The 18573-nt window shown below is 67.1% G+C and carries 18 protein-coding genes; 8 read left to right on the top strand and 10 right to left on the bottom strand.

Features of this window, described 5'->3' with window-relative positions:
• Window positions 1–1154: ROK family transcriptional regulator (locus IV113_RS19445; RefSeq protein WP_291088415.1), on the top strand; the 1154-nt coding region annotated here is incomplete at its 5' end.
• A gap of 4 nt (window positions 1155–1158) precedes the next feature.
• Here the strand turns inward: IV113_RS19445 and IV113_RS19440 are convergent.
• From IV113_RS19440 to IV113_RS19425, 4 genes are all read right to left on the bottom strand, one after another.
• Entirely contained in the window at window positions 1159–1809 is a 651-nt protein-coding gene (locus IV113_RS19440) for an ABC transporter ATP-binding protein (RefSeq protein WP_291088414.1), read from the bottom strand.
• Between the two features lie 5 nt (window positions 1810–1814).
• Entirely contained in the window at window positions 1815–2780 is a 966-nt protein-coding gene (gene miaA / locus IV113_RS19435) for a tRNA (adenosine(37)-N6)-dimethylallyltransferase MiaA (protein ID WP_291088412.1), read from the bottom strand.
• Window positions 2781–2788: 8 nt separating this feature from the next.
• Window positions 2789–4030 (bottom strand): Bcr/CflA family efflux MFS transporter, encoded by a 1242-nt coding sequence (locus tag IV113_RS19430; RefSeq protein WP_291088410.1) that lies wholly within the window; start codon window positions 4028–4030, stop codon window positions 2789–2791.
• A 71-nt stretch (window positions 4031–4101) separates the two neighbouring features.
• On the bottom strand, window positions 4102–5451 hold the full coding sequence (locus IV113_RS19425) for a winged helix family transcriptional regulator (RefSeq protein WP_291088408.1): 1350 nt from the start codon (window positions 5449–5451) through the stop codon (window positions 4102–4104).
• 90 nt (window positions 5452–5541) lie between these two features.
• Here IV113_RS19425 and IV113_RS19420 point away from each other — a divergent pair, with 90 nt between their 5' ends.
• On the top strand, window positions 5542–6843 hold the full coding sequence (locus IV113_RS19420; protein WP_291088406.1) for a serine hydrolase: 1302 nt from the start codon (window positions 5542–5544) through the stop codon (window positions 6841–6843).
• A gap of 27 nt (window positions 6844–6870) precedes the next feature.
• On the opposite strand, the gene IV113_RS19415 is transcribed toward IV113_RS19420, so the two are convergent.
• Window positions 6871–7749 (bottom strand): alpha/beta fold hydrolase, encoded by an 879-nt coding sequence (locus tag IV113_RS19415; protein ID WP_291088404.1) that lies wholly within the window; start codon window positions 7747–7749, stop codon window positions 6871–6873.
• A 137-nt stretch (window positions 7750–7886) separates the two neighbouring features.
• Window positions 7887–9815: a DNA mismatch repair endonuclease MutL gene (gene mutL, locus IV113_RS19410; protein WP_291088402.1), complete on the bottom strand. Its 1929-nt coding sequence runs from the start codon at window positions 9813–9815 to the stop codon at window positions 7887–7889.
• 35 nt (window positions 9816–9850) lie between these two features.
• Here mutL and IV113_RS19405 point away from each other — a divergent pair, with 35 nt between their 5' ends.
• Window positions 9851–10504, top strand: coding sequence for a DedA family protein (locus tag IV113_RS19405; RefSeq protein ID WP_291088400.1), 654 nt, complete (start codon window positions 9851–9853; stop codon window positions 10502–10504).
• A gap of 7 nt (window positions 10505–10511) precedes the next feature.
• Here IV113_RS19405 and IV113_RS19400 read toward each other — a convergent pair whose 3' ends face one another.
• A complete protein-coding gene (locus IV113_RS19400; RefSeq protein ID WP_291088398.1) occupies window positions 10512–11432 on the bottom strand; it encodes a LysR family transcriptional regulator in 921 nt (306 codons plus the stop codon).
• Window positions 11433–11556: 124 nt separating this feature from the next.
• On the opposite strand from IV113_RS19400, the gene IV113_RS19395 reads away from it, so the two are divergent.
• The 4 genes from IV113_RS19395 to IV113_RS19380 are packed head-to-tail and all read left to right on the top strand — an operon-like array spanning window position 11557 to window position 14747.
• The gene (locus IV113_RS19395; RefSeq protein WP_291088396.1) at window positions 11557–12543 is read left to right on the top strand and encodes a 2Fe-2S iron-sulfur cluster-binding protein; all 987 of its coding nucleotides are present in this window, start codon (window positions 11557–11559) and stop codon (window positions 12541–12543) included.
• A gap of 25 nt (window positions 12544–12568) precedes the next feature.
• Window positions 12569–13933, top strand: a complete 1365-nt coding sequence (locus tag IV113_RS19390; protein WP_291088394.1) for an aromatic ring-hydroxylating dioxygenase subunit alpha — start codon at window positions 12569–12571, stop codon at window positions 13931–13933.
• Entirely contained in the window at window positions 13930–14418 is a 489-nt protein-coding gene (locus IV113_RS19385; protein ID WP_291088392.1) for an aromatic-ring-hydroxylating dioxygenase subunit beta, read from the top strand. Before IV113_RS19390 ends, IV113_RS19385 begins: the two co-directional genes overlap by 4 nt.
• Before the next feature lie 5 nt (window positions 14419–14423).
• On the top strand, window positions 14424–14747 hold the full coding sequence (locus IV113_RS19380) for a non-heme iron oxygenase ferredoxin subunit (protein WP_291088390.1): 324 nt from the start codon (window positions 14424–14426) through the stop codon (window positions 14745–14747).
• Between the two features lie 2 nt (window positions 14748–14749).
• On the opposite strand, the gene IV113_RS19375 is transcribed toward IV113_RS19380, so the two are convergent.
• Both IV113_RS19375 and tsaE read right to left on the bottom strand, forming a co-directional pair.
• The gene (locus IV113_RS19375; RefSeq protein WP_291088388.1) at window positions 14750–16189 is read right to left on the bottom strand and encodes an N-acetylmuramoyl-L-alanine amidase; all 1440 of its coding nucleotides are present in this window, start codon (window positions 16187–16189) and stop codon (window positions 14750–14752) included.
• Window positions 16186–16728 carry a tRNA (adenosine(37)-N6)-threonylcarbamoyltransferase complex ATPase subunit type 1 TsaE gene (tsaE, locus tag IV113_RS19370; RefSeq protein WP_291088419.1) on the bottom strand — a complete coding sequence of 181 codons (543 nt, stop codon included), beginning with the start codon at window positions 16726–16728 and terminating at the stop codon, window positions 16186–16188. Before tsaE ends, IV113_RS19375 begins: the two co-directional genes overlap by 4 nt.
• A 66-nt stretch (window positions 16729–16794) precedes the next feature.
• Between tsaE and queG the strand changes: the two genes are divergently transcribed.
• The gene (gene queG, locus IV113_RS19365; RefSeq protein WP_291088417.1) at window positions 16795–17853 is read left to right on the top strand and encodes a tRNA epoxyqueuosine(34) reductase QueG; all 1059 of its coding nucleotides are present in this window, start codon (window positions 16795–16797) and stop codon (window positions 17851–17853) included.
• A gap of 95 nt (window positions 17854–17948) precedes the next feature.
• Here queG and IV113_RS19360 read toward each other — a convergent pair whose 3' ends face one another.
• Window positions 17949–18386, bottom strand: coding sequence for a MarR family transcriptional regulator (locus IV113_RS19360; RefSeq protein WP_291088387.1), 438 nt, complete (start codon window positions 18384–18386; stop codon window positions 17949–17951).
• Window positions 18387–18573: the final 187 nt, after the last annotated feature.

Genomic DNA, 18573 nt, shown 5'->3' with positions numbered 1-18573 from the left:
TGGGCATGCGCCAGTTCAACGAGCGCGTGGTGCTGCAGGCGCTGCGCGTGCACGGCAGCCTGGCCAAAGCCGATATCGCGCGCCTGACCGGCCTGACCGCGCAGACCATCGGCCTGATCACCGCCCGGCTCGACGAGGACCAGTTGCTGCGCCGCGAGGCGCCGGTGCGCGGGCGCGTGGGCCAGCCCTCGGTGCCGCTGGGGCTGCATCCCGACGGCGCGTTCGCCATCGGCATCAAGATTGGTCGGCGCAGCGCCGACTGGCTGCTGGTTGACTTCACCGGCCAGGTGCGTGAGCGCCTGGTGCTGGATTACGCCTTTCCCGACATCCCGGTGCTGCTGCCCACGATCAAGACCAACCTCCACCGCCTGCTGAAGAAACTCGGCCCGCTGAGCGACCGCGTGGTGGGGGTGGGCGTGGCCGCGCCGTTCCAACTGGGTGGCTGGCATCGCATGCTGGGCCTCACGGCCGAACAATCGCAAGCCTGGAACCAGATCGACCTGGGAGCCGAAGTGCAGCAACTCACCGAGCTGCCGGTGAGTTTTGCCAAGGACACATCGGCCGCCTGCGTGGCCGAACTGCTGCAGGGGCGAGGGCGCGACATCCGCAGTTTTCTCTACCTGTTCATGGACACTTTTGTGGGCGGTGGGCTGGTGCTCGACTCGCACCTGCACCGCGGCATCCATGGCAACGCGGGCGCTGTTGCCTCGCTGCCCCTGCGCGTGGTGCAGGGCGGTGAGCCGGCGCCGCAGCTCATCAGCGAAGCCTCGCTGTGGGACCTGGAGCAGCGCTTTCGCCAGCACGGCCTGGACCCGATGGCCGCCTACGACGAGCGGGCCCTGCAGTCACCCTGGTTGCCGTACAGCCAGGAGTGGATCGAGCGCGCAGCGCCGGCGCTGGCGCAGTGCGTGGTCTCGGGCACGGCGTTTCTCGATGTGGAGGCGGTGGTGATGGACGGAGCGATCGCGCCCGATCTGTTGCGCGCCCTGTGCGAGCGCACGCGCGCGGCGCTGGCGGCCTACAACTGGGAAGGTCTGCATCGCCCGCGCCTGGAGCTGGGCAGCATCGGCTCCGATGCACGCGCCCTCGGCGGTGCACTGCTGCCGCTGCATGCCTGCTTCGCACCCGACCACGACGTGATCCTCAAGGTCTGAAACCTCAAGCCGGCTGCAGCCCGCTGGCGGTGAGGTGCAACACGCGCTGCGCGCGCGCGGCAGCGGCTTGTGAATGCGTGACGAGCACCAGCGCGGCACCACTCTCACGAGCCTGCTGCTGCAGCACCGCCATCACCTGGGCGGCCGTGCTCGGGTCCAGGTTGCCGGTGGGCTCGTCGGCCAGCAGCAGGCTGGGGCGGTGCACCAGCGCGCGGGCAATGGCCACGCGCTGCAGCTGACCGCCCGAGAGTTCGGCCGGCAGCCGCGCGCCGAGTTCGCCCAGCCCCACCGCTTCGAGCATCTGCTGCACGCGCGCGGCATCCGGCCGGCCCAGCAACAGCAGGGGCAGGCCCACGTTCTGCGCCACGTCCAGGTGCGGCAGCACGTGAAAGGCCTGGAACACGAAGCCCAGGTGCTTGCGGCGCCAGTGCGCACGCTGCGTGTCGGTCAGGTCACCGAGGTCCACACCGGCATGCGTGATGCGGCCTTCGCTCCAGTCGTCCAGCGCAGCCAGGCAGTTGAGCAGGCTGGATTTGCCCACCCCCGATTCGCCCACGATGGCAATGAACTCACCGGGCGCCACCGTGAGGTTCACGTCGCTGAAGACGGTGGTGTTGCCGTAGCGCTTTCCGAGTTGTTCGACGACGAGTGACATGCGGTTCAGGTGGGTGCGCTCAACAGGGCTTGCACCGATTCGATCACGCGCGCCAGCGCATCGGGTGCGTCACACGCAATGACCCGGCGCTGCGGCATGGAACGCAACCAGGTGAGCTGGCGCTTGGCGAGCTGGCGCGTGGCCGCGATGCCGAGTTCGCGCAGCTCGGCGAGTTGCTCGGGGGCGAGCGTGTTGCCGTGCGCGTCCAGCAGCTCCCAGGCCTGCCGGTAGCCCACGCAACGCATCGAAGGCAGGTCGGTACCGAGGTCGCCGCGCGCGCGCAGGCGCTTCACTTCATCGAGGAAGCCCTCAGTCAGCATCACATCGAAGCGCTGCGCGATGCGCGCGTGCAGCCAGGCGCGGTCAAGCGGCTCCAGCGAGATCAGCTGCCCGGGTGCGAGCGGACTGTCGGGGTTGTGCGTGCGCCCGGTTTGAAAGCTGGAGAGCGGCCGACCCGAGACCTCGAACACCTCGAGGGCGCGCTGGATGCGCTGCGCATCCAAGGGCGGCAGGCGCGCGGCCGTCATGGGGTCGACCCGCATCAGCTCGGCGTGCAGCGCGGGCCAGCCGAGTGCCTTGGCTTGGGCATCGATGCGCGCCCGCACCGCAACGTCGGCTTGTGGCATGTCGTCCAGGCCCACCAGCAGCGCCTTGAAGTACAGCATGGTGCCGCCCACGAGCAGGGCGGTGCGCCCACGCTGGTTGATCTCGTCCACCAGCCGGAGCGTGTCGCGCACGAAGTCGGCTGCGCTGTAACTCTGCAGCGGGTCGAGGATGTCGATCAGGTGGTGCGGCACCTGCGCCTGTTCTGCCGCGCTGGGTTTCGCCGTGCCGATGTCCATGCCGCGGTAGACCAGTGCCGAGTCGACGCTGATGATCTCCACTGGCCAGCGCTGTGCGATGGCCAGTGAGGCTGCGCTCTTGCCGCTCGCGGTGGGCCCGGCCAGGCCGATGCAGGACACGGGGGGCATGGGCCGGATCAGCCTTGCACCACGCCGGGCGTCGCGCGCTCGGGCCCGGGCCGGCTCTCGCCAAAGCGTTGCACCAGTGTCCAGGCGGTCAGGGAGATGAACACGCTCCAGAACCAGATGCCGTTGGTGAGCGGCAGCACCGTACCGGTACCGGCCTGGATCGCCGCCAGGCTTTGACCCAACCAGCCACCCACCAGAAACGCCGCGATCATCATGATGAAACCGGCCAGCGCCGACGCCGCACCGGCGGCCTGCGGAAAGGGACCCACCGCGCCGCTCTGGCCGCAAGGCTGGTGCACACCGTGGCCCATCATGAACAGGTAGAACGGCAACATGATGGCCCAGGCGCTCTGCACGCCCAGCCACGCCAGCACACCCATGCTGGTGCCACCCACCAGCGTGAACACCGCGGCCACGGCCACGGTGCGCCGCACACCCAGCAGCAGCAGCAGACGGCGGCAGATGAAGGTGCCCACGATGTAGCTCAGCGACATCGTCATCATCATCAGGCCATAGCCCGTCTTGGACATGCCGAGCACCTGGATGAACACGAAGGGTGAGGCCGCGAGGAAGGTGAACAGGCCGCAGTAGGAGGTGGCGGAGAGCAGAGCAAATGCCCAGAAGGTGGGGTGGCGCGCGATCTGCACCCAGGTGCCCAGCAGCATGCCGGGTTGCAGGGCGCGGGGGTTCTTCGCGAGCAGGGTTTCCTCGAACCGCCAGGCGATCACGCCCAGCGTGATGGCGCCGAACACAGCCACCGCCATCAGCGACAGGCGCCATCCCAGCAGGTCGGACAGGAAGCCGCCCAGTGGCGCGCTGGCGCAGGCGATCACACCCAGGCCGGTGAGGCCTTTGGACATCATGCGCGCGCCCTCGGTGGGCAGGTACAGGTCGCGCACGATGGCGCGCGCGCACATCACGCCAGCGCCCATGGCCGCGCCCTGCACCGCGCGCCAGACGATGAGCTGTTCGATGGAGGATGCAAAGGTGCTGCCGACCGACGCCACCACGAAGGCGCTCATGCCGATCAACAGAACAGGCCGTCGGCCAAAACGGTCCGACAGCGGACCCCAGAACATCTGCGACACGCCAAACGCCAGCAGCAGCGCGGTGAGCGTGAGTTGGGCCTGCGACATGGCCGCGCCAAAGCCGGCCGTGAGGGCGGGCAGCGCAGGCAGGTACAGGTCGGTCGCGATGGGCTGCAGGCCCAACAAAAGAGAGAGCGCCAGCACCACAAGACCGGGTGACATGGCTGAAGAGGATGGCGTTGCGGGCATCCGGTCGAGGGTAGCAGAACGCCTTCTGGTGCAGTGCCTCGGGGTCACGCGCGCCGGGGCCAGACGTGAGCCGCGATCGCTGTCCAGCGCGGGTCGTCGCGCAGGGTCGCGTTTTCGGTGGCCAGCAACACCAGGGGCAGGTGGCCGCAGCCCTCGCCCACCGCTCGCTCCAGGCGATCCAGTGCCTCGGTGCGGCGGCCCAGCAGAGCCAGCGCGGCGGCGTGCGTGGCCAGCTCGCTCGGGTTGCTGAGGTCGGTGTTGGCGATCACGCGCGCAGCGGCATCGGTCTCACCAGAACGCGCCAGCACGTAGCCCAGCGTGGAGGCGGCGAAGATCCACAAGGCCGGGTCCCTCAACATCTGCAAAGCCGGTGCGGCCAGCGCGGGCGAGGGTGTCACCAGCGCCTGCACGCCCAGCAGGTGCAGTGCGGCGGCGCGGTTCTCGGGTGCGTTCGCTCGCGTGCGCAGGGCGCGCGCGAGCGCCGCTTCGTGGTCCCCGGCGGTGGCGAGCGCACGCGCCAGAAGAATCGCCATGTAGACCGAGAACGGGTTGAGTTGCAGGGCCTGCTCCAGTGCCTGCACGGCTTCGCGCGGCCGGTCGGTGGCCAGCAGATGCCAGCCGCGGTAGTAGTGGGTGGCGGCGTCCAGCGGCGAGTCTGCGAGGGCGCGCGCGTGTAGAACGGCGGCCTCGTCGAAGCACCAGGCGCAGTCGAGCAGGTGCGCGGTTTCGGTGAGCAGACCGGGCATTTGCGGCGCTTGGGTCTCCACCCACGCCAGATGGGCGAGCGCCTCATCAATGCGCTTGCGTCGCACCGCCAGGCCGCAACTCACGGTGGCCGCCAGGCATTCCGCAAAGGCGAGCCGGGCCGCAAGATAGTCGGGCGCTTCGGCGATCAGCGCGCGCAGCAGTTGCTCGGCGCGCGCGAGTGCATCGGCCTCGCGCTGCTGCACCAGTTGGCGCGCATGGGTGAGCGTCTCCACCTGGTGTGGCCGGGCCATGGCCACGTGCAGCAACCGCCCGTGCGCGGCCGCCGGTGGTGCCACGGCGGTGGGGCCGTCGGTCGTCACCAGCAAGCGGTAGCCGCGCCGGTACTGCGCGCGCAGTGCCAGACCGGTCGCGGGCGGCACGGCCTGCCGCAATTGCGCGATGCAGCGCGCCAGGCTTTCGTCCGACATCGCCTGACCGGCCCAGACCTCGCTCGCGAACTGTTCCTTGGACACGGTGCGTGGCCACCGCCGCAGCAGCAGGTGCAGCACGGCGCGTTCCTTGGGCGGCAGCGCCAGCGGCCGGCCGTGCACGCAGACCTCGCCATCGTCGTCAGCGCTGTAGCCCAGCCCGGCGGGGCTGCTGCCGGAGGGCTCGTCGTTGTGGTCGTCGCCTGCGGGACTGGGCATCAGCTTCTCATCAAGATTGGGCGCCATTGTCCCGGCAACTTGCGCCGGGCGAGACCCCGGTATTCCCGAACCACAACAGGAGACAAGACCATGCACCACCGTGCCCGACCGATCACCACCGCTGTCTGTGGCCTGCTGTTCGCGCTGCCTGCCGCCTTTGCGCAGGCGCCGCAACTGCCGCCGCCCGACAGCGTGCTGCTCGACAAGCTGGGTTACATGGAGGGCTTCCCACCCGCGCCCGACAAGCTGGTGGACAACAGCAACCGCACGCGCTACCCGCAGATGACCTGGGCGTTCCAGAACGTGCGTCAGCTGCTGCCCACGCGCAACATCCGCCGTGGCGCGGCGCCGGTGGCCGTGCTGCCGCGCCGCGAGAAGAACCTCGACGAGTGGGCCTTCGCCGACGACAAGGGATCACGCACCACCATCGCCGAGTGGCAGCGCGACACCTTCACCGACGGCCTGATCGTGTTGCACCGTGGGCGTGTCGTCTACGAGCGTTACCGCAACATGCAACCTGAGAAGCCGCACCTGCTGTTCTCCATCACCAAGAGCTTCACCGGCCTGCTGGCCGCGCAGCTCGCACACGAGGGCAGGATCGACCCCAACGCGCGGGTGACGCAGTACGTGCCCGAGCTGGCCGGCAGCGCCTGGGACGACATGAGCGTGCGCCAGGTCATGGACATGACCGGCGCGGTGCGCTACCGCGAGGTCTACACCGACCCCACGACAGAGGTGTTCCCCTACCTGTTCTCCAGCGGCATGCTGCCCGCACCGGCCAGCTACACCGGTCCGAAAGACATCTACAGCTTCCTCAAGACGCTGAAGAAAGAAGGCGAGCACGGCGACGCCTTCGTCTACCGAACGGTGCATTCGGAGGTGCTGGGCTGGATCGTCTCGCGCGTGACGGGGCAGCACTTTGCCGATCTGCTGAGCGAGCGCATCTGGCAGAAGCTCGGTGCGGAGGAAGACGCGAACGTGATGATCGACGGGGCGGGCACGCCGTTGCAGGGATCCGGCATGAGCGCCACGCTGCGCGACCTCGCGCGTTTTGGCGAGATGCTGCGCAAGGGCGGCGAGTTCAACGGCCAGCGCATTCTGGCCCGCGAGGTGATTGAAGACACCGCGCGCGGTGGCGACCGCGACAAGTTCGCCAGGGCGCCGGGCCAGCAGTCGCGCGCCGGCTACAGCTACCGCAACCAGTGGTGGGCGCTGCACAACGCAGACGGCGCCTGGGAAGCGGCGGGCGTGCACAACCAGTTCATTCACATCAACCCCAAGGCCGAGATGGTGGTGGTCAAGCTCTCGTCGCACCCGATCGCTGCGGCGGCCGTCACGATGCCGCTGAATCACAAGGCCTGGGCGGCGCTGGCCCAGGCGGTGCAGCACTGAGGATGGCCCACCCGCTGTGCGGCGGGTTTACTGCTTGACCACTTTCACGGCTTCGGCGCTGGCGTTGCGCAGGCCGAAGAGGCTGGCCAGCGCGGTGCGGTACTGCGACTGGCCGACCGAGTTGGTGTTGTGGTGAGAGCCGCCCTCGACCAGCACGAAGGACTTGCGGCCATTGGCGGCCTCATACAGCTTGCGCCCCAGCTCGGGCTGGATCAGGCGGTCGTCACCGCCATGCACCACCAGCAGCGGCGAGCCGATGTCGGGCACGCGTTTGACCGCTTCAAAGCGCTGGGTGATCAAAAGACTCACCGGCAACCAGCCCCATTTGAAGGTGCTCACCACGTCGGGGATGGAGGTGAAGGTGCCTTCGACCACCGTGCCGGCTTCGTCTTTCACCTGCGCCGCGAGTTCAATGGCGATGGCGCCGCCCAGCGAATGGCCAAAGATGTAACGTGGCCGCCCCGGGTACTTTTCGCCCAGCCAGTCCCAGGCGGCGCGGGCGTCTTCGTAGGCCTTGGTTTCCGAAGGCAGTTCGTTCGTGCTTTTGCCGAAGCCGCGGTAGTCGATGGCCAGCACCGAGAAGCCGAGCTCCTGCATGCGTTGTGCGCGAAAGGCCGAGCCGGTCACGTTGAAGCGCGCACCGTGCAGGTAGAGCATCACCGGGGCATCGGCGCGCGCGGCGAAGTTGTCGTTCTGTGCCCACAGCCCGTGCAGCTTGACGGGTTTGTCGGTGACTTGCGAGGTGAAGTCGATCCACACGTCTTCCATGCTCTCGGCCGCGTAGGTGCCGCCCGCCCAGCTGCGGTCGGACGGTTGGAAGATCCAGGTGCGCTGCTGCTCGTCGAGCGTGGCGCAACCGGCGAGCAGTGCCAGCGAGGCCAGCAGGAGGGCAATCAGGCGTTTCATGACGGGTATGGAGCGGCTCGCTTGGCAAAAAGTTCAGACTTCGCTGCGCGCACGTTCCGTGCCAGCGAGTCGGCCGATCATGGCGGGTGACGGGATTTCTTGCCGAATTCCCGACCAAAGGCCGGCGATGGGCCCGCTCAGCGCCCGCGCAGGAACAGCGCGTCCAGCTCTTTCATGCCCACCTGGCGCCAGGTGGGGCGGCCGTGATTGCACTGGTCGGAGCGTTCGGTGACTTCCATCTGGCGCAGCAGCGCGTTCATCTCGTCCAGCGTCAGGCGCCGGTTGGCACGCACCGCGCCGTGGCAGGCCATGGTGGCGAGCAGTTCGTTGCGAGCGCGTTGCACGACGGTACTTGCGTCGTGCAGGCCGAGCTCGCCGAGCACGCTGCGCGCGAGTTCCACCGGGTCGCCCTGGGCGAGCGTGGTGGGCACGGCGCGCACGGCCAGCGTCTTGGGTGAGAGTGCGGTGATCTCCAGGCCCAGTGTTTTGAGCACCTCGGCGCAGTCTTCGGCGGTGGCCACTTCGTCGGGCGTGGCGGAGAAGGTGGCGGGAATCAGCAAGGGCTGGCTGGCCACCTGCTGGTCGTCCAACTGCTGCTTGAGCCGCTCGTAGACGATGCGCTCGTGCGCGGCGTGCATGTCCACCACGATCAGGCCGTGCGTGTTCTCGGCCAGGATGTAGACGCCTTGCAGCTGTGCGATGGCGCGGCCCAGCGGCCAGTCGCCCGATGGAAGGGGCGCTTGGTCGCTGAGGGCTTCGACAGGCTCAGCCCGAACGGTGGTGGGAGCTGGGTCTGAGGAAACATCCGTTCGGGCTGAGCCTGTCGAAGCCTGTCCTGAGCCTGGTCGAAGGGCCCCGCCAGACCCGTAGCCCCACAAGGCCCCCACATCACTCACGCGGTGCCCGACCTCGGGCTCGCGCGGGCGAAACGCAAAGCCGTCCTGCCGCGCTGGCGGCGTCCATGCGGTGACAGGCACTGCGTCCACCGGCTCAGCCGCACCACCCGAGCGCGGCACAGCCAGTGCCGCTTCCACCGCGTGCCGCACGCCCTGGTGCACTTCGCGTCCATCGCGAAACCGCACCTCGATCTTGGTCGGGTGCACATTCACGTCCACCCGCGCCGGGTCGAGCGAGACGAACAGCGCATACACCGGCTGGCGGTGGCCGTGCAGCACGTCTTCGTAGGCGCTGCGCGCGGCGTGGGTGATGGTCTTGTCGCGCACGTAGCGACCGTTCACGTAGGCGAACTGCCAGTCGGCGCGCGAGCGCGCAGCGTCGGGCACGCCCGCGAAGCCCCACACGCGCAAGCGCTGCGGGCCATCGTCGGTCGGCACATCCAGCGGCCAGTTCAGCGCCACCGCCTGTTCCACAAAATCGTTGCCCAGCACGTCGGCCAGGCGCTGGCGCAGCGCGTCCATGCCGCCACCGGTCACCGCGCGCCACTGCGCCACCAGCTTGCCGTCGTGCCAGATCGCAAAACCCACGTCCGGCCGCGCCAGTGCGTGGCGGCGCACCGCCTCGATGCAGTGCGCCAGCTCGGTGGCATCGGTCTTGAGGAACTTGCGCCGCGCCGGCGTGGCAAAAAAGAGTTCGCGCACCTCCACCGTGGTGCCAGGTGAGCGTGCCGTGGGTTGCAGCTCGCCGCTGCGCCCGTCAAGCAGCCAGCCATGGGGCTCGTCGGCCGTGTCCACGCGCGTGAGCAGCGAGACCTCGGCGATGGAGCAGATGGCCGCCAGCGCCTCGCCACGGAAACCCATGGTGCCCACCGATTCGAGGTCGGACAGGCTCGCGATCTTGCTGGTGGCGTGGCGCTTGAGTGCGTTGGGCAGTTCGCTGCGCAGGATGCCGCTGCCGTTGTCTTCCACGCTGATGAGCCGCACGCCGCCGGCCTGCAGCCGCAGCGTGACCTGCGTGGCGCCAGCGTCCAGCGCGTTGTCCACCAGTTCACGCACCACCGAGGCCGGCCGCTCGACCACCTCGCCGGCAGCGATCTGGCTGATCAGTTCATCGGGGAGTTCGCGGATCGGTCGACGCGGCGGCTGGAGGGTGCTGGGTGGGGTTGTCACGAACAAATTGTAGGCGGCAGGGATAATCCCCCTCCATGGAAATCATTGCCTTCCTCATCGACTTCATCCTGCACGTGGACCAGCACCTGCAGACCTTCGTGCAGAACTACGGCGCCTGGGTCTATGCGCTGCTGTTTCTCATCATCTTCACCGAGACCGGCGTGGTGGTCATGCCCTTCCTGCCGGGTGACTCGCTGCTGTTCGTGGTGGGCACGCTCTGCGGCGCCGGCCTCATGAGTCTGCCGCTGGCCATGGGCCTGCTGGTGGCCGCTGCAGTGCTCGGCGACCAGACCAACTATTCCATTGGTCGTTACTTCGGGCCCAAGGTGTTCCAGTGGGAGAACTCGCGCCTGTTCAACCGCAATGCCTTCAACCAGGCGCACGCGTTCTACGAGCGCTACGGCGGCATCACCATCATCCTCGCGCGCTTCATGCCCTTCATCCGCACCTTCGCGCCGTTCGTGGCCGGCGTGGCCGAGATGACACGCACCAAGTTCACCGCCTACAACGTGATCGGTGCGTTGATCTGGGTGGTGGGGCTGGTGGGCGCGGGCTACTTCTTCGGCAACCTGCCCTGGGTGCAGACGAACCTGAGCAAGATCATCTGGGCCATGATCATCATCCCCGGTCTCATCGCCCTGTATGGCGGCTGGAAGGCCAGCCGCGAGGCCAAAAGAAACCCAGCCTGAACCGGACTCATGGCCGCGCGCCCGTGCGGTCGGCGTGCAGCTCGAAGACCAGGTTGCGCAACCACTGGTTGGCCGGGTCCTTGTGGTACTTCGCGTGCCAGAACAAGTTGATGGCGATGCGGGGCAGATCGACCGGGTGGGGCAGGAACTTCAGTCCGAAGGGCACGGCCATGCGTTCGGCCAGTCGCTCGGGCACCGTTGCGATCAGGTCGGTGGACGCCAGGATGTGGCCGGTGGCCACGAAATGCGGCACCTTGAGCTTCACCCGCCGTTGCGGCGAGTGGTTGTCGAGAATGGCATCGACCTGGCCGTGGCCCGTGCCGGCCGAGACGATGGCCAGATGCTCGGCCATGAAAAAATCGGCCTCCCGCATGCGCTTGCGGTCCAGGCGGTGGCCCTCGCGGAACAGGCAGACATAGCGCTGCTCGAACAGGCGCCGCTGGAAGAAGCCCGCCTTGAGCTGCGGCAGCAGGCCGATGGCCAGATCGATCTGGCCGGCCTCCATCGCGTCTCCAAGATGCACCGCGGTGTTGCGCACCGTGCTGATGCTCACCGAGGGTGCGATCTGCTGGATGCGCTGCATCAGCTGCGGCAGGAAATAGATTTCGCCGATGTCGGTCATGCCGATGGAGAAGCTGCGCTGGCTGGTGGCGGGGTCGAATGAGCTGCGCGCGTTCACGGCGCTGTGGATCATGCCCAGCGCATAGCCAATGGATTCGGCCAGCTGCTCGGCAAAGGGCGTGGGCTGCATGCCGTGGGCGGTGCGCAGAAACAGCTCGTCGTCGAACAGCTTGCGCAGCCGGGCAAGCGCGTTGCTCACTGCCGGTTGCCCGAGGCCCAGGTTCTCGGCCACCTTGGAGACCTTGCGTTCGGTCAGCAACTGGTTGAACACGACCAGCAGATTCAGATCGATGTCTTCGAGTTCCATGGGCACTCCTTCAGATTCAGATATTGATTTCAATGATATGCAGAATTGATTCCATTGCATTGACTGATTTTTGTCGGGGCGTGATCATGGCCCCCCACGAGACCCAAAGAGACAAGAAAGCGCCATGGAAATTCATGTACGGCCGATGCAGCGCACGCTGAGTGTTCAGGCGGGCGTGAACCTGCTGGACGCGCTGCGCGCCCACGACATTCCGGTGTCGTACAGCTGCCTGGCCGGGCGCTGCGGCACCTGCCGCTGCAAGGTGGTCTCCGGTCAGGTGCTGGCGTCGGGTGGCGAGATGCGGCCGCCGCAAGCCGGCGAGGATGCGTCCAGCGTGCTGGCGTGCCAGACCTTTCTGACCGAGTCGTGCACCGTCGAAATTCCCGAACCCGACGAGGTGGTGGTGCACCCCGCGCGCATCATCAAGGCCAGTGTGGTGGCGATCGAGTCGCCCACGCACGACATTCAGCGCCTGCGGCTCAAGCCGGCCAAGCCGCTGGAGTTTTCACCCGGCCAGTACGCGCAACTGCAATTCACACCCGATCACATCCGCCCCTATTCCATGGCTGGCCTGTGTACCGATGGTGAGCTCGAATTCCATGTGCGGCGCGTACCCGACGGCCGTGTGACGGGTTACATCGAGCGTGAACTGAAGGTGGGCGACGCGGTGCGCGTGACCGGCCCGCTGGGCTCGGCCTATCTGCGCCGCAAGCACACCGGGCCGATGCTCTGCGTGGCTGGCGGCACCGGGCTCGCGCCGATTCTGTCCATCGTGCGCGGTGTGGTCGCGGCCGGCATGCACAACCCCATCCACCTGTACTTCGGTGTGCGCTCCGAGCGCGACGTGTACGGACAGGCCTGGCTGGCCGAGCTGCAGCAGCAGTACCCCAGGCTGCGGGTGCACACGGTGATTGCCTCGGGCCGAGCGCCAGGTTGCCGCACTGGCCTCGTCACCGATGCAATCGAGCAGGACTGGCCGGACCTGCAAGGCTTTCGCGCCTACCTCTGCGGCGCACCGCCCATGGTGGAAGCCGCGTCGCTGCTCATCCGGCGCATGGGCGTGTTGCCCGAGCAGATTTACGCCGACGCGTTTTACGCCAGCGGCACCTAGAAGTTTTCAGAAGGAGACAACACCCATGAACACATCATCCACAGACGGCGAAGGCACGTTCCCGCAGCGCATCCGCTGGGAATCCGAGGGCACGAGCCGCATTCCCTTCATGGTCTACACCGACGCCGAGCTGCACAAGAAGGAGCTGGAGCGCTTCTTCTACACAAAGCATTGGAACTACGTCGGCCTGGAGGCCGAAGTGCCGAACGCGGGCGACTACAAGCGCACGGTGGTGGGTGAGCGCTCGGTCATCATGGTGCGCGATGCCGATGGCGGCATCAGCGTGGTGGAGAACGTCTGTGCCCACCGGGGCATGCAGTTCTGCCGCGAGCGCCACGGCAACAAGAAGGAGTTTGTCTGCCCGTATCACCAGTGGAGCTACACGCTCAAGGGTGATCTGCAGGGCGTGCCGTTTCGCCGGGGCGTGAAGCAGGACGGCAAGGTCAACGGCGGCATGCCGGCCGATTTCAAGACCACCGACCACGGCCTGAACAAGCTCAAGGTGGCCACGCGTGGCGGCGTGGTGTTTGCCAGCTTCGACCACGGCGTCGAATCGCTGGAAGACTTTCTCGGCCCCACCATCCTGGGCTACTTCGACCGGCTGTTCAACGGCCGCAAGCTCACCATCCTGGGCTACAACCGCCAGCGCATTCCGGGCAACTGGAAGCTGATGCAGGAGAACATCAAGGACCCCTACCACCCGGGCCTGCTGCACACCTGGTTCGTGACCTTCGGCCTCTGGCGTGCCGACAACAAGAGCGAGCTCAAGATGGACGCGCACCACCGCCACGCGGCCATGATCTCCACGCGTGGCCAGTCGGGCAAGGCCGAGCAGGTGACCCAGGTGTCCAGCTTCAAGGAGAGCATGCAACTGCACGACCCGCGCTTTCTGGACATCGTGCCCGAGCCCTGGTGGGAAGGGCCGCCGCCGCCGGGCCGCCCCAAGGCGTCGGACGCCCCCTCGGGGGGCAGCGAAGCGCGCGAAGCGCCGAGCGTGGGGGCACCAGTTCCCACGGCGGTGATGATGACGCTCTTTCCCAGCGTGGTCCTGCAGCAGCAGGTCAACAGCGTCTCGACGCGGCACATCCAGCCCGACGGCCACGGCGCGTTCGATTTCGTCTGGACGCACTTCGGCTTCGAGGACGACAGCGCCGAGATGACCCAGCGCCGCCTGCGCCAGGCCAACCTGTTCGGACCGGCCGGCTTCGTCTCGGCCGACGACGGCGAAGTGATCGAGTTCTCGCAGCAGGCCTTCGAATCGAAGCCGTTCCACCGCACGCTGGCCGAGCTCGGGGGGCGCGAGGTGGGCGACACCGACCACATGGTCACCGAGACCCTGATCCGTGGCATGTACCAGTACTGGCGCGAAGTGATGGAGGATCCGACATGAGCACCGCATCGGCCATCCGCTTCGAGGACCACATGGCCATTGCGCGGCTGTACGCCGACTATGCCCAGGCGGTCGATTCCGGCGACTGGGACCTCTGGCCCGAGTTCTTCGTCGACGACTGCGTCTACAAGCTGATTCCGCGCGAGAACCACGAGCGCGGTTTTCCGCTGGCCACGCTGTTTTTTGAGAGCAAAGGCATGCTCAAGGACCGTGCCTACGGGATCAAGGAAACGCTGTTCCACGACCCGTACTACCAGCGCCACGTGGTGGGCGCACCACTGGTGCACAAGGCCGAAGCCGACCGTTTCGAGGTCGAGGCCAACTACGCGGTGTTTCGCACCAAGCTGTCGCACGAATCGACGGTATTCAACGTCGGCCGCTACCTAGACGTGATCGTGCGCACGCCCGAGGGGTTGAAGTTCGCTTCGCGCCTGTGCGTGTACGACAGCGAAATGATCCCGAATTCCATCATCTACCCCATCTGACACCCATGAGCAACGACCAAGAATGGCTGGACGCCAGTGACGAAGCCGACGTTCCCGAGGACGACGTGATCGGGGTGCAGGTCGCCGGCCGCGACATTGCGCTCTACAAGGTGGACGGCCGCGTGTTCGCTACCGACAACACCTGTACCCATGGCCACGCGCGCCTGTGCGACGGGTTTCTCGATGGACATGAGATCGAATGCCCGCTGCACCAAGGCAAGTTCGACATTCGCGACGGCAGTCCCACCTGTGCGCCGGTCACCGAGGCCATCCGCTGCCACCCGGTGCGCATCGAGGGCGGGCGCGTGTTGCTGCGGCTGCAAGGTTGAGCTCAGATCTGGCGGTTGCGCGCCAGCGGCGGGTTCTTGCTGAAGTACGCCACGATGCCGCGCAGCAGCGCATCGGCCAGGTCGTCCTGGTACTTCGGGTCGTTGAGCCGGGCTTCTTCATCGGGGTTGCTGATGAAGGCGGTCTCCACCAGAACGCTGGGAATGTCAGGGGCGCGCAACACCGCGAAGTTGGCCTGTTCCACGCGCGGCTTGTGCAGTTTGCCGACCTGCTTCACATGGCCGAGCATGGCGCTGCCGAGCTTGAGGCTGTCGTTGATCTGTGCGGTGGTGCTCATGTCGAGCAGGGCGCGCTGCACCGTGGCGTCCTTGGCTTTCACGTTGAGGCCCCCCACCTCATCGGCGGCGTTTTCCTTGTTGGCCATCCAGCGCGCGGCGGCACTGCTGGCGCCTTTGGTGCTGAGTGCGTACACGCTGGCGCCTTGCGGACGCGGCGTGAAGAAGGCGTCGGCATGCAGGCTGATGAACAGGTCGGCTTGCACGCGCTGGGCCTTCTGCACCCGCACTTGCAAGGGAACGAAAAAGTCTTTGTCGCGCGTCATGTAGGCGCGCATCGGGTTGCCGTTGACGCGCGTGTCGTTGATGCGGTCGCGCAGCTTCTGTGCGATCTGCAGCACCACCTTTTTCTCGTGCGTGCCGCCCGGGCCGATGGCGCCGGGGTCTTCGCCACCGTGGCCGGGGTCCAGCGCCACGATGATCAGGCGCTCGGTCTTGCCCTTGTCGCCGGGCGGCGACTTGGCGGGGCTGCCCTTGTCGGGCTTGGCGCCGGCCACGGCGGTGTCGTCGTCGACCGATGGCTTGGGCGCAGGCGAGATCGGGGGGCTGACGGGGGGCTTCGGCCGCTCGCGGCCCGCGATCAGTTCGCCCAGCGGATCGTCTGTCCGCGTCGCCGGCTTGGTGACCTTGTCGGCTTCCAGGCCCAGCAGGCGTGCGGCGCGTTCGCTGGCCGCGTCCATGTCCTTCATGCGCTGGGCAATCAATTGCTCCAGCGGATCGGGCGCATTCACCGGGTACAGGTCGAGCACCAGGCGGTGCTGGTACGCGGCCACCGGCTCCAGGTTGAACACCTGCGGCTTGATGGCCTGTTTGAGGTCGATCACCAGCCTGACCACGTTGGTCGCGTTCTGCGCCACGCGGATGTTGCCGATGTTCGGATCGTCCGACTTCAACTTGCCCACCAGTTCGCGCAGGCCGGGCAGCAGGTCGATGCCTTCGATGTCCACCACCATGCGGGGCGGATCGGTCACGAAGAACCGCTGCGCCTTGAGTTCTCCGTCGGACTCGATGGTCACGCGGGTGTAGTCCTCGGCGGGCCAGATGCGCACCGCCAGCACGCTGGCCCCACGCGCGATGTGCTGCGCGCCCAGCAGCAGCACCAGCGTGCCGGCGCGCAGCAAGCTGCGGCGGCTGACGGGTCCCGTCATGCCAGCGCTTCCAGCAGACGCTGGCCCGTGAGGGTGAGGGCGGTGACGCGCACGGCGCGGGCGCTGTCGTGTTCCGGGTCGGTGTGTGGATTCATGTCGTCGGGTTGGATGTCGATCCGCAGATCGACCGCCGGCAAAAATGCGCCGGCGCGTTCGGGCCACTCCACCAGCTTGAGACCCGGGCTGGCAAAAAGTTCGCGAAAGCCCGCGTCTTCCCATTCGCGCGGGTCGTTGAAGCGGTAGAAGTCGAAGTGCCAGACCGACAGCGCCTCGCCCGCAGGCATGACCGGGCAGTCCATGGCGCTGTGCGGTTCCACCACCGCGTAGGTCGGGCTCTTGATGCGCCCGCGCACGCCGAGCGCACGCAACAGGTGCCGCGCCAGGGTGGTCTTGCCCGCGCCCAGATCGCCTTGCAAGGTGAGGGTGGCGTGGGCAATGGCCGGCGACAGCGCGAGGCGTTGGGCAAAGGCCTGCGTGTCTTCTTCATTGATCCAGCGGCCTTGCCACTGCTGCGACGCGCACGCCGATACCGCAGGCACCGAACCGGTTCCTACAATGCTCGTCACATGAATGTCGTTTTGGATGCCGCTCAACTCGTCTCTCGGATTCAGGCCTGGGGCCAGGAGCTCGCATTTTCCCAAATTGGGGTGACCGGTGTGGATTTGTCGGCTGCCGAGCCCGGATTGATGGCATGGTTGTCGGCTGGATGTCACGGTGACATGGGCTACATGGCCGCGCACGGACTCAAACGCGCCCGCCCGGCCGAACTGGTGCCGGGCACGCTGAGCGTGATCACCGCCCGTATGGACTACCTGCCACGCACCACACCCGAAGGCTGGCAGGGCATCGAGTTCGAGCGGCTCGACCGTCCGCAAGAGGCGGTGATCTCGATGTACGCGCGGGGCCGGGACTACCACAAGGTCCTGCGCAACCGCCTGCAGACGCTGAGTGAGCGCATTGCGGCGGCCATCGGTCCGTTCGGCCATCGCGTGTTCACCGACTCGGCCCCGGTGCTGGAGGTGGAGCTGGCGTCCCGCAGCGGCATCGGCTGGCGCGGCAAGCACACGCTGGCGTTGCACCGCGAGGCGGGCTCGATGTTTTTCCTGGGCGAGATCCTTGTGGACCTGGCCCTGCCGCCCACCGAGGCCACCAGCGAACACTGCGGCAGCTGCACGGCATGCATCGCCGTGTGCCCCACTCAGGCCATCACCGGTGCGCAGCGGGTGGACGCGCGGCGTTGCATCAGCTACCTGACCATCGAACACGCAGGCCCCATTCCTCTGGAGTTGCGTCCACTCATGGGCAACCGCATTTACGGCTGCGATGATTGCCAGCTCATCTGCCCCTGGAACAAGTTCGCGCAACGCTCACCCTTGCCCGATTTCGACGAACGCACCGGGCTTTCGGGCGCGTCGTTGATCGAGTTGTTCTCGTGGAGCGAGATCGAGTTCCTGCGCCGCACCGAGGGCAGTGCGATCCGCCGCATCGGCCACGAACGCTGGCTGCGCAATATCGCGGTGGCCCTGGGCAACGCGCTGCGCGCGGGGCGCGACGAACATGTGCTGCGCGCGCTGCAGGCCCAAGCAGACCACCCCGGTGAACTGGTGCGCGAGCACGTGGCCTGGGCGCTCTCTCAGGCACACAATCCCCTCCGTTCGCCCTGAGCTTGTCGAAGGGCTCACCAACACTGCTGGATGGGCTTCGATCCTTCGACAAGCTCAGGATGAGCGGGTTTCGGCCCGAACGGTGGTTGGCACTCTCAAGCCTCGCCCACGTTCTCCTGCAAGCGGTCGAGCAGGGCGATCAGAGTGGCGCGCTCGCTCTCGTTCAACCCGGCCGCCATGGTCTTCTCGAAACGCACCCGGTGCAGCTGCATCTTGCGTTGCAAGGCCTGGCCCTCGGGCGTGACGCTCACGCGCTGGCTGCGGCCGTCGTTCGGGTCGGGCTGGCTTTGCAGCAGGCCGCGCTCGTGCAGGGCCTTGACGATGCGCGCGATCTGCGCCTTGTCGCGCCCCGAGTGCTGTACCAGATCACTTTGTGTGGCGCCAGCGTGGCGCAAAAAATAGCCCAGGCAGCGCACCTCCATCGGCCCGAGGCCATCGCCATCCTGCCGCGCGGCTTCCTGCAGGTGGCGCCGCAGGCCGTGCATGAGCGTGTGCAGCCTGTCCAGCACCTCGGTGTTTGCTTGTCTCGTCATCGTGGTGTTATGTAGTTGACAGTATCATCCAAGTTCGGCATGATGGTTGTTATTATCAACCAAATGCAGCCATGACCACAAGCACCCATTCCCCTCTCGCCGTCGAGCGCGTGCGCCATCCGATCCAGGTGCGCCGCCTGCAGGTGCAGCGCATCGACCGCATCGGCGCGAACTTCCTGCGCATCCG

It is taken from the genome of Hydrogenophaga sp. (assembly GCF_018780385.1).
Lineage (GTDB): Bacteria > Pseudomonadota > Gammaproteobacteria > Burkholderiales > Burkholderiaceae_C > Hydrogenophaga.
The sequence above is the reverse complement of the archived record's forward strand: the minus strand, read 5'-3'. Positions and strand labels throughout refer to the sequence as shown.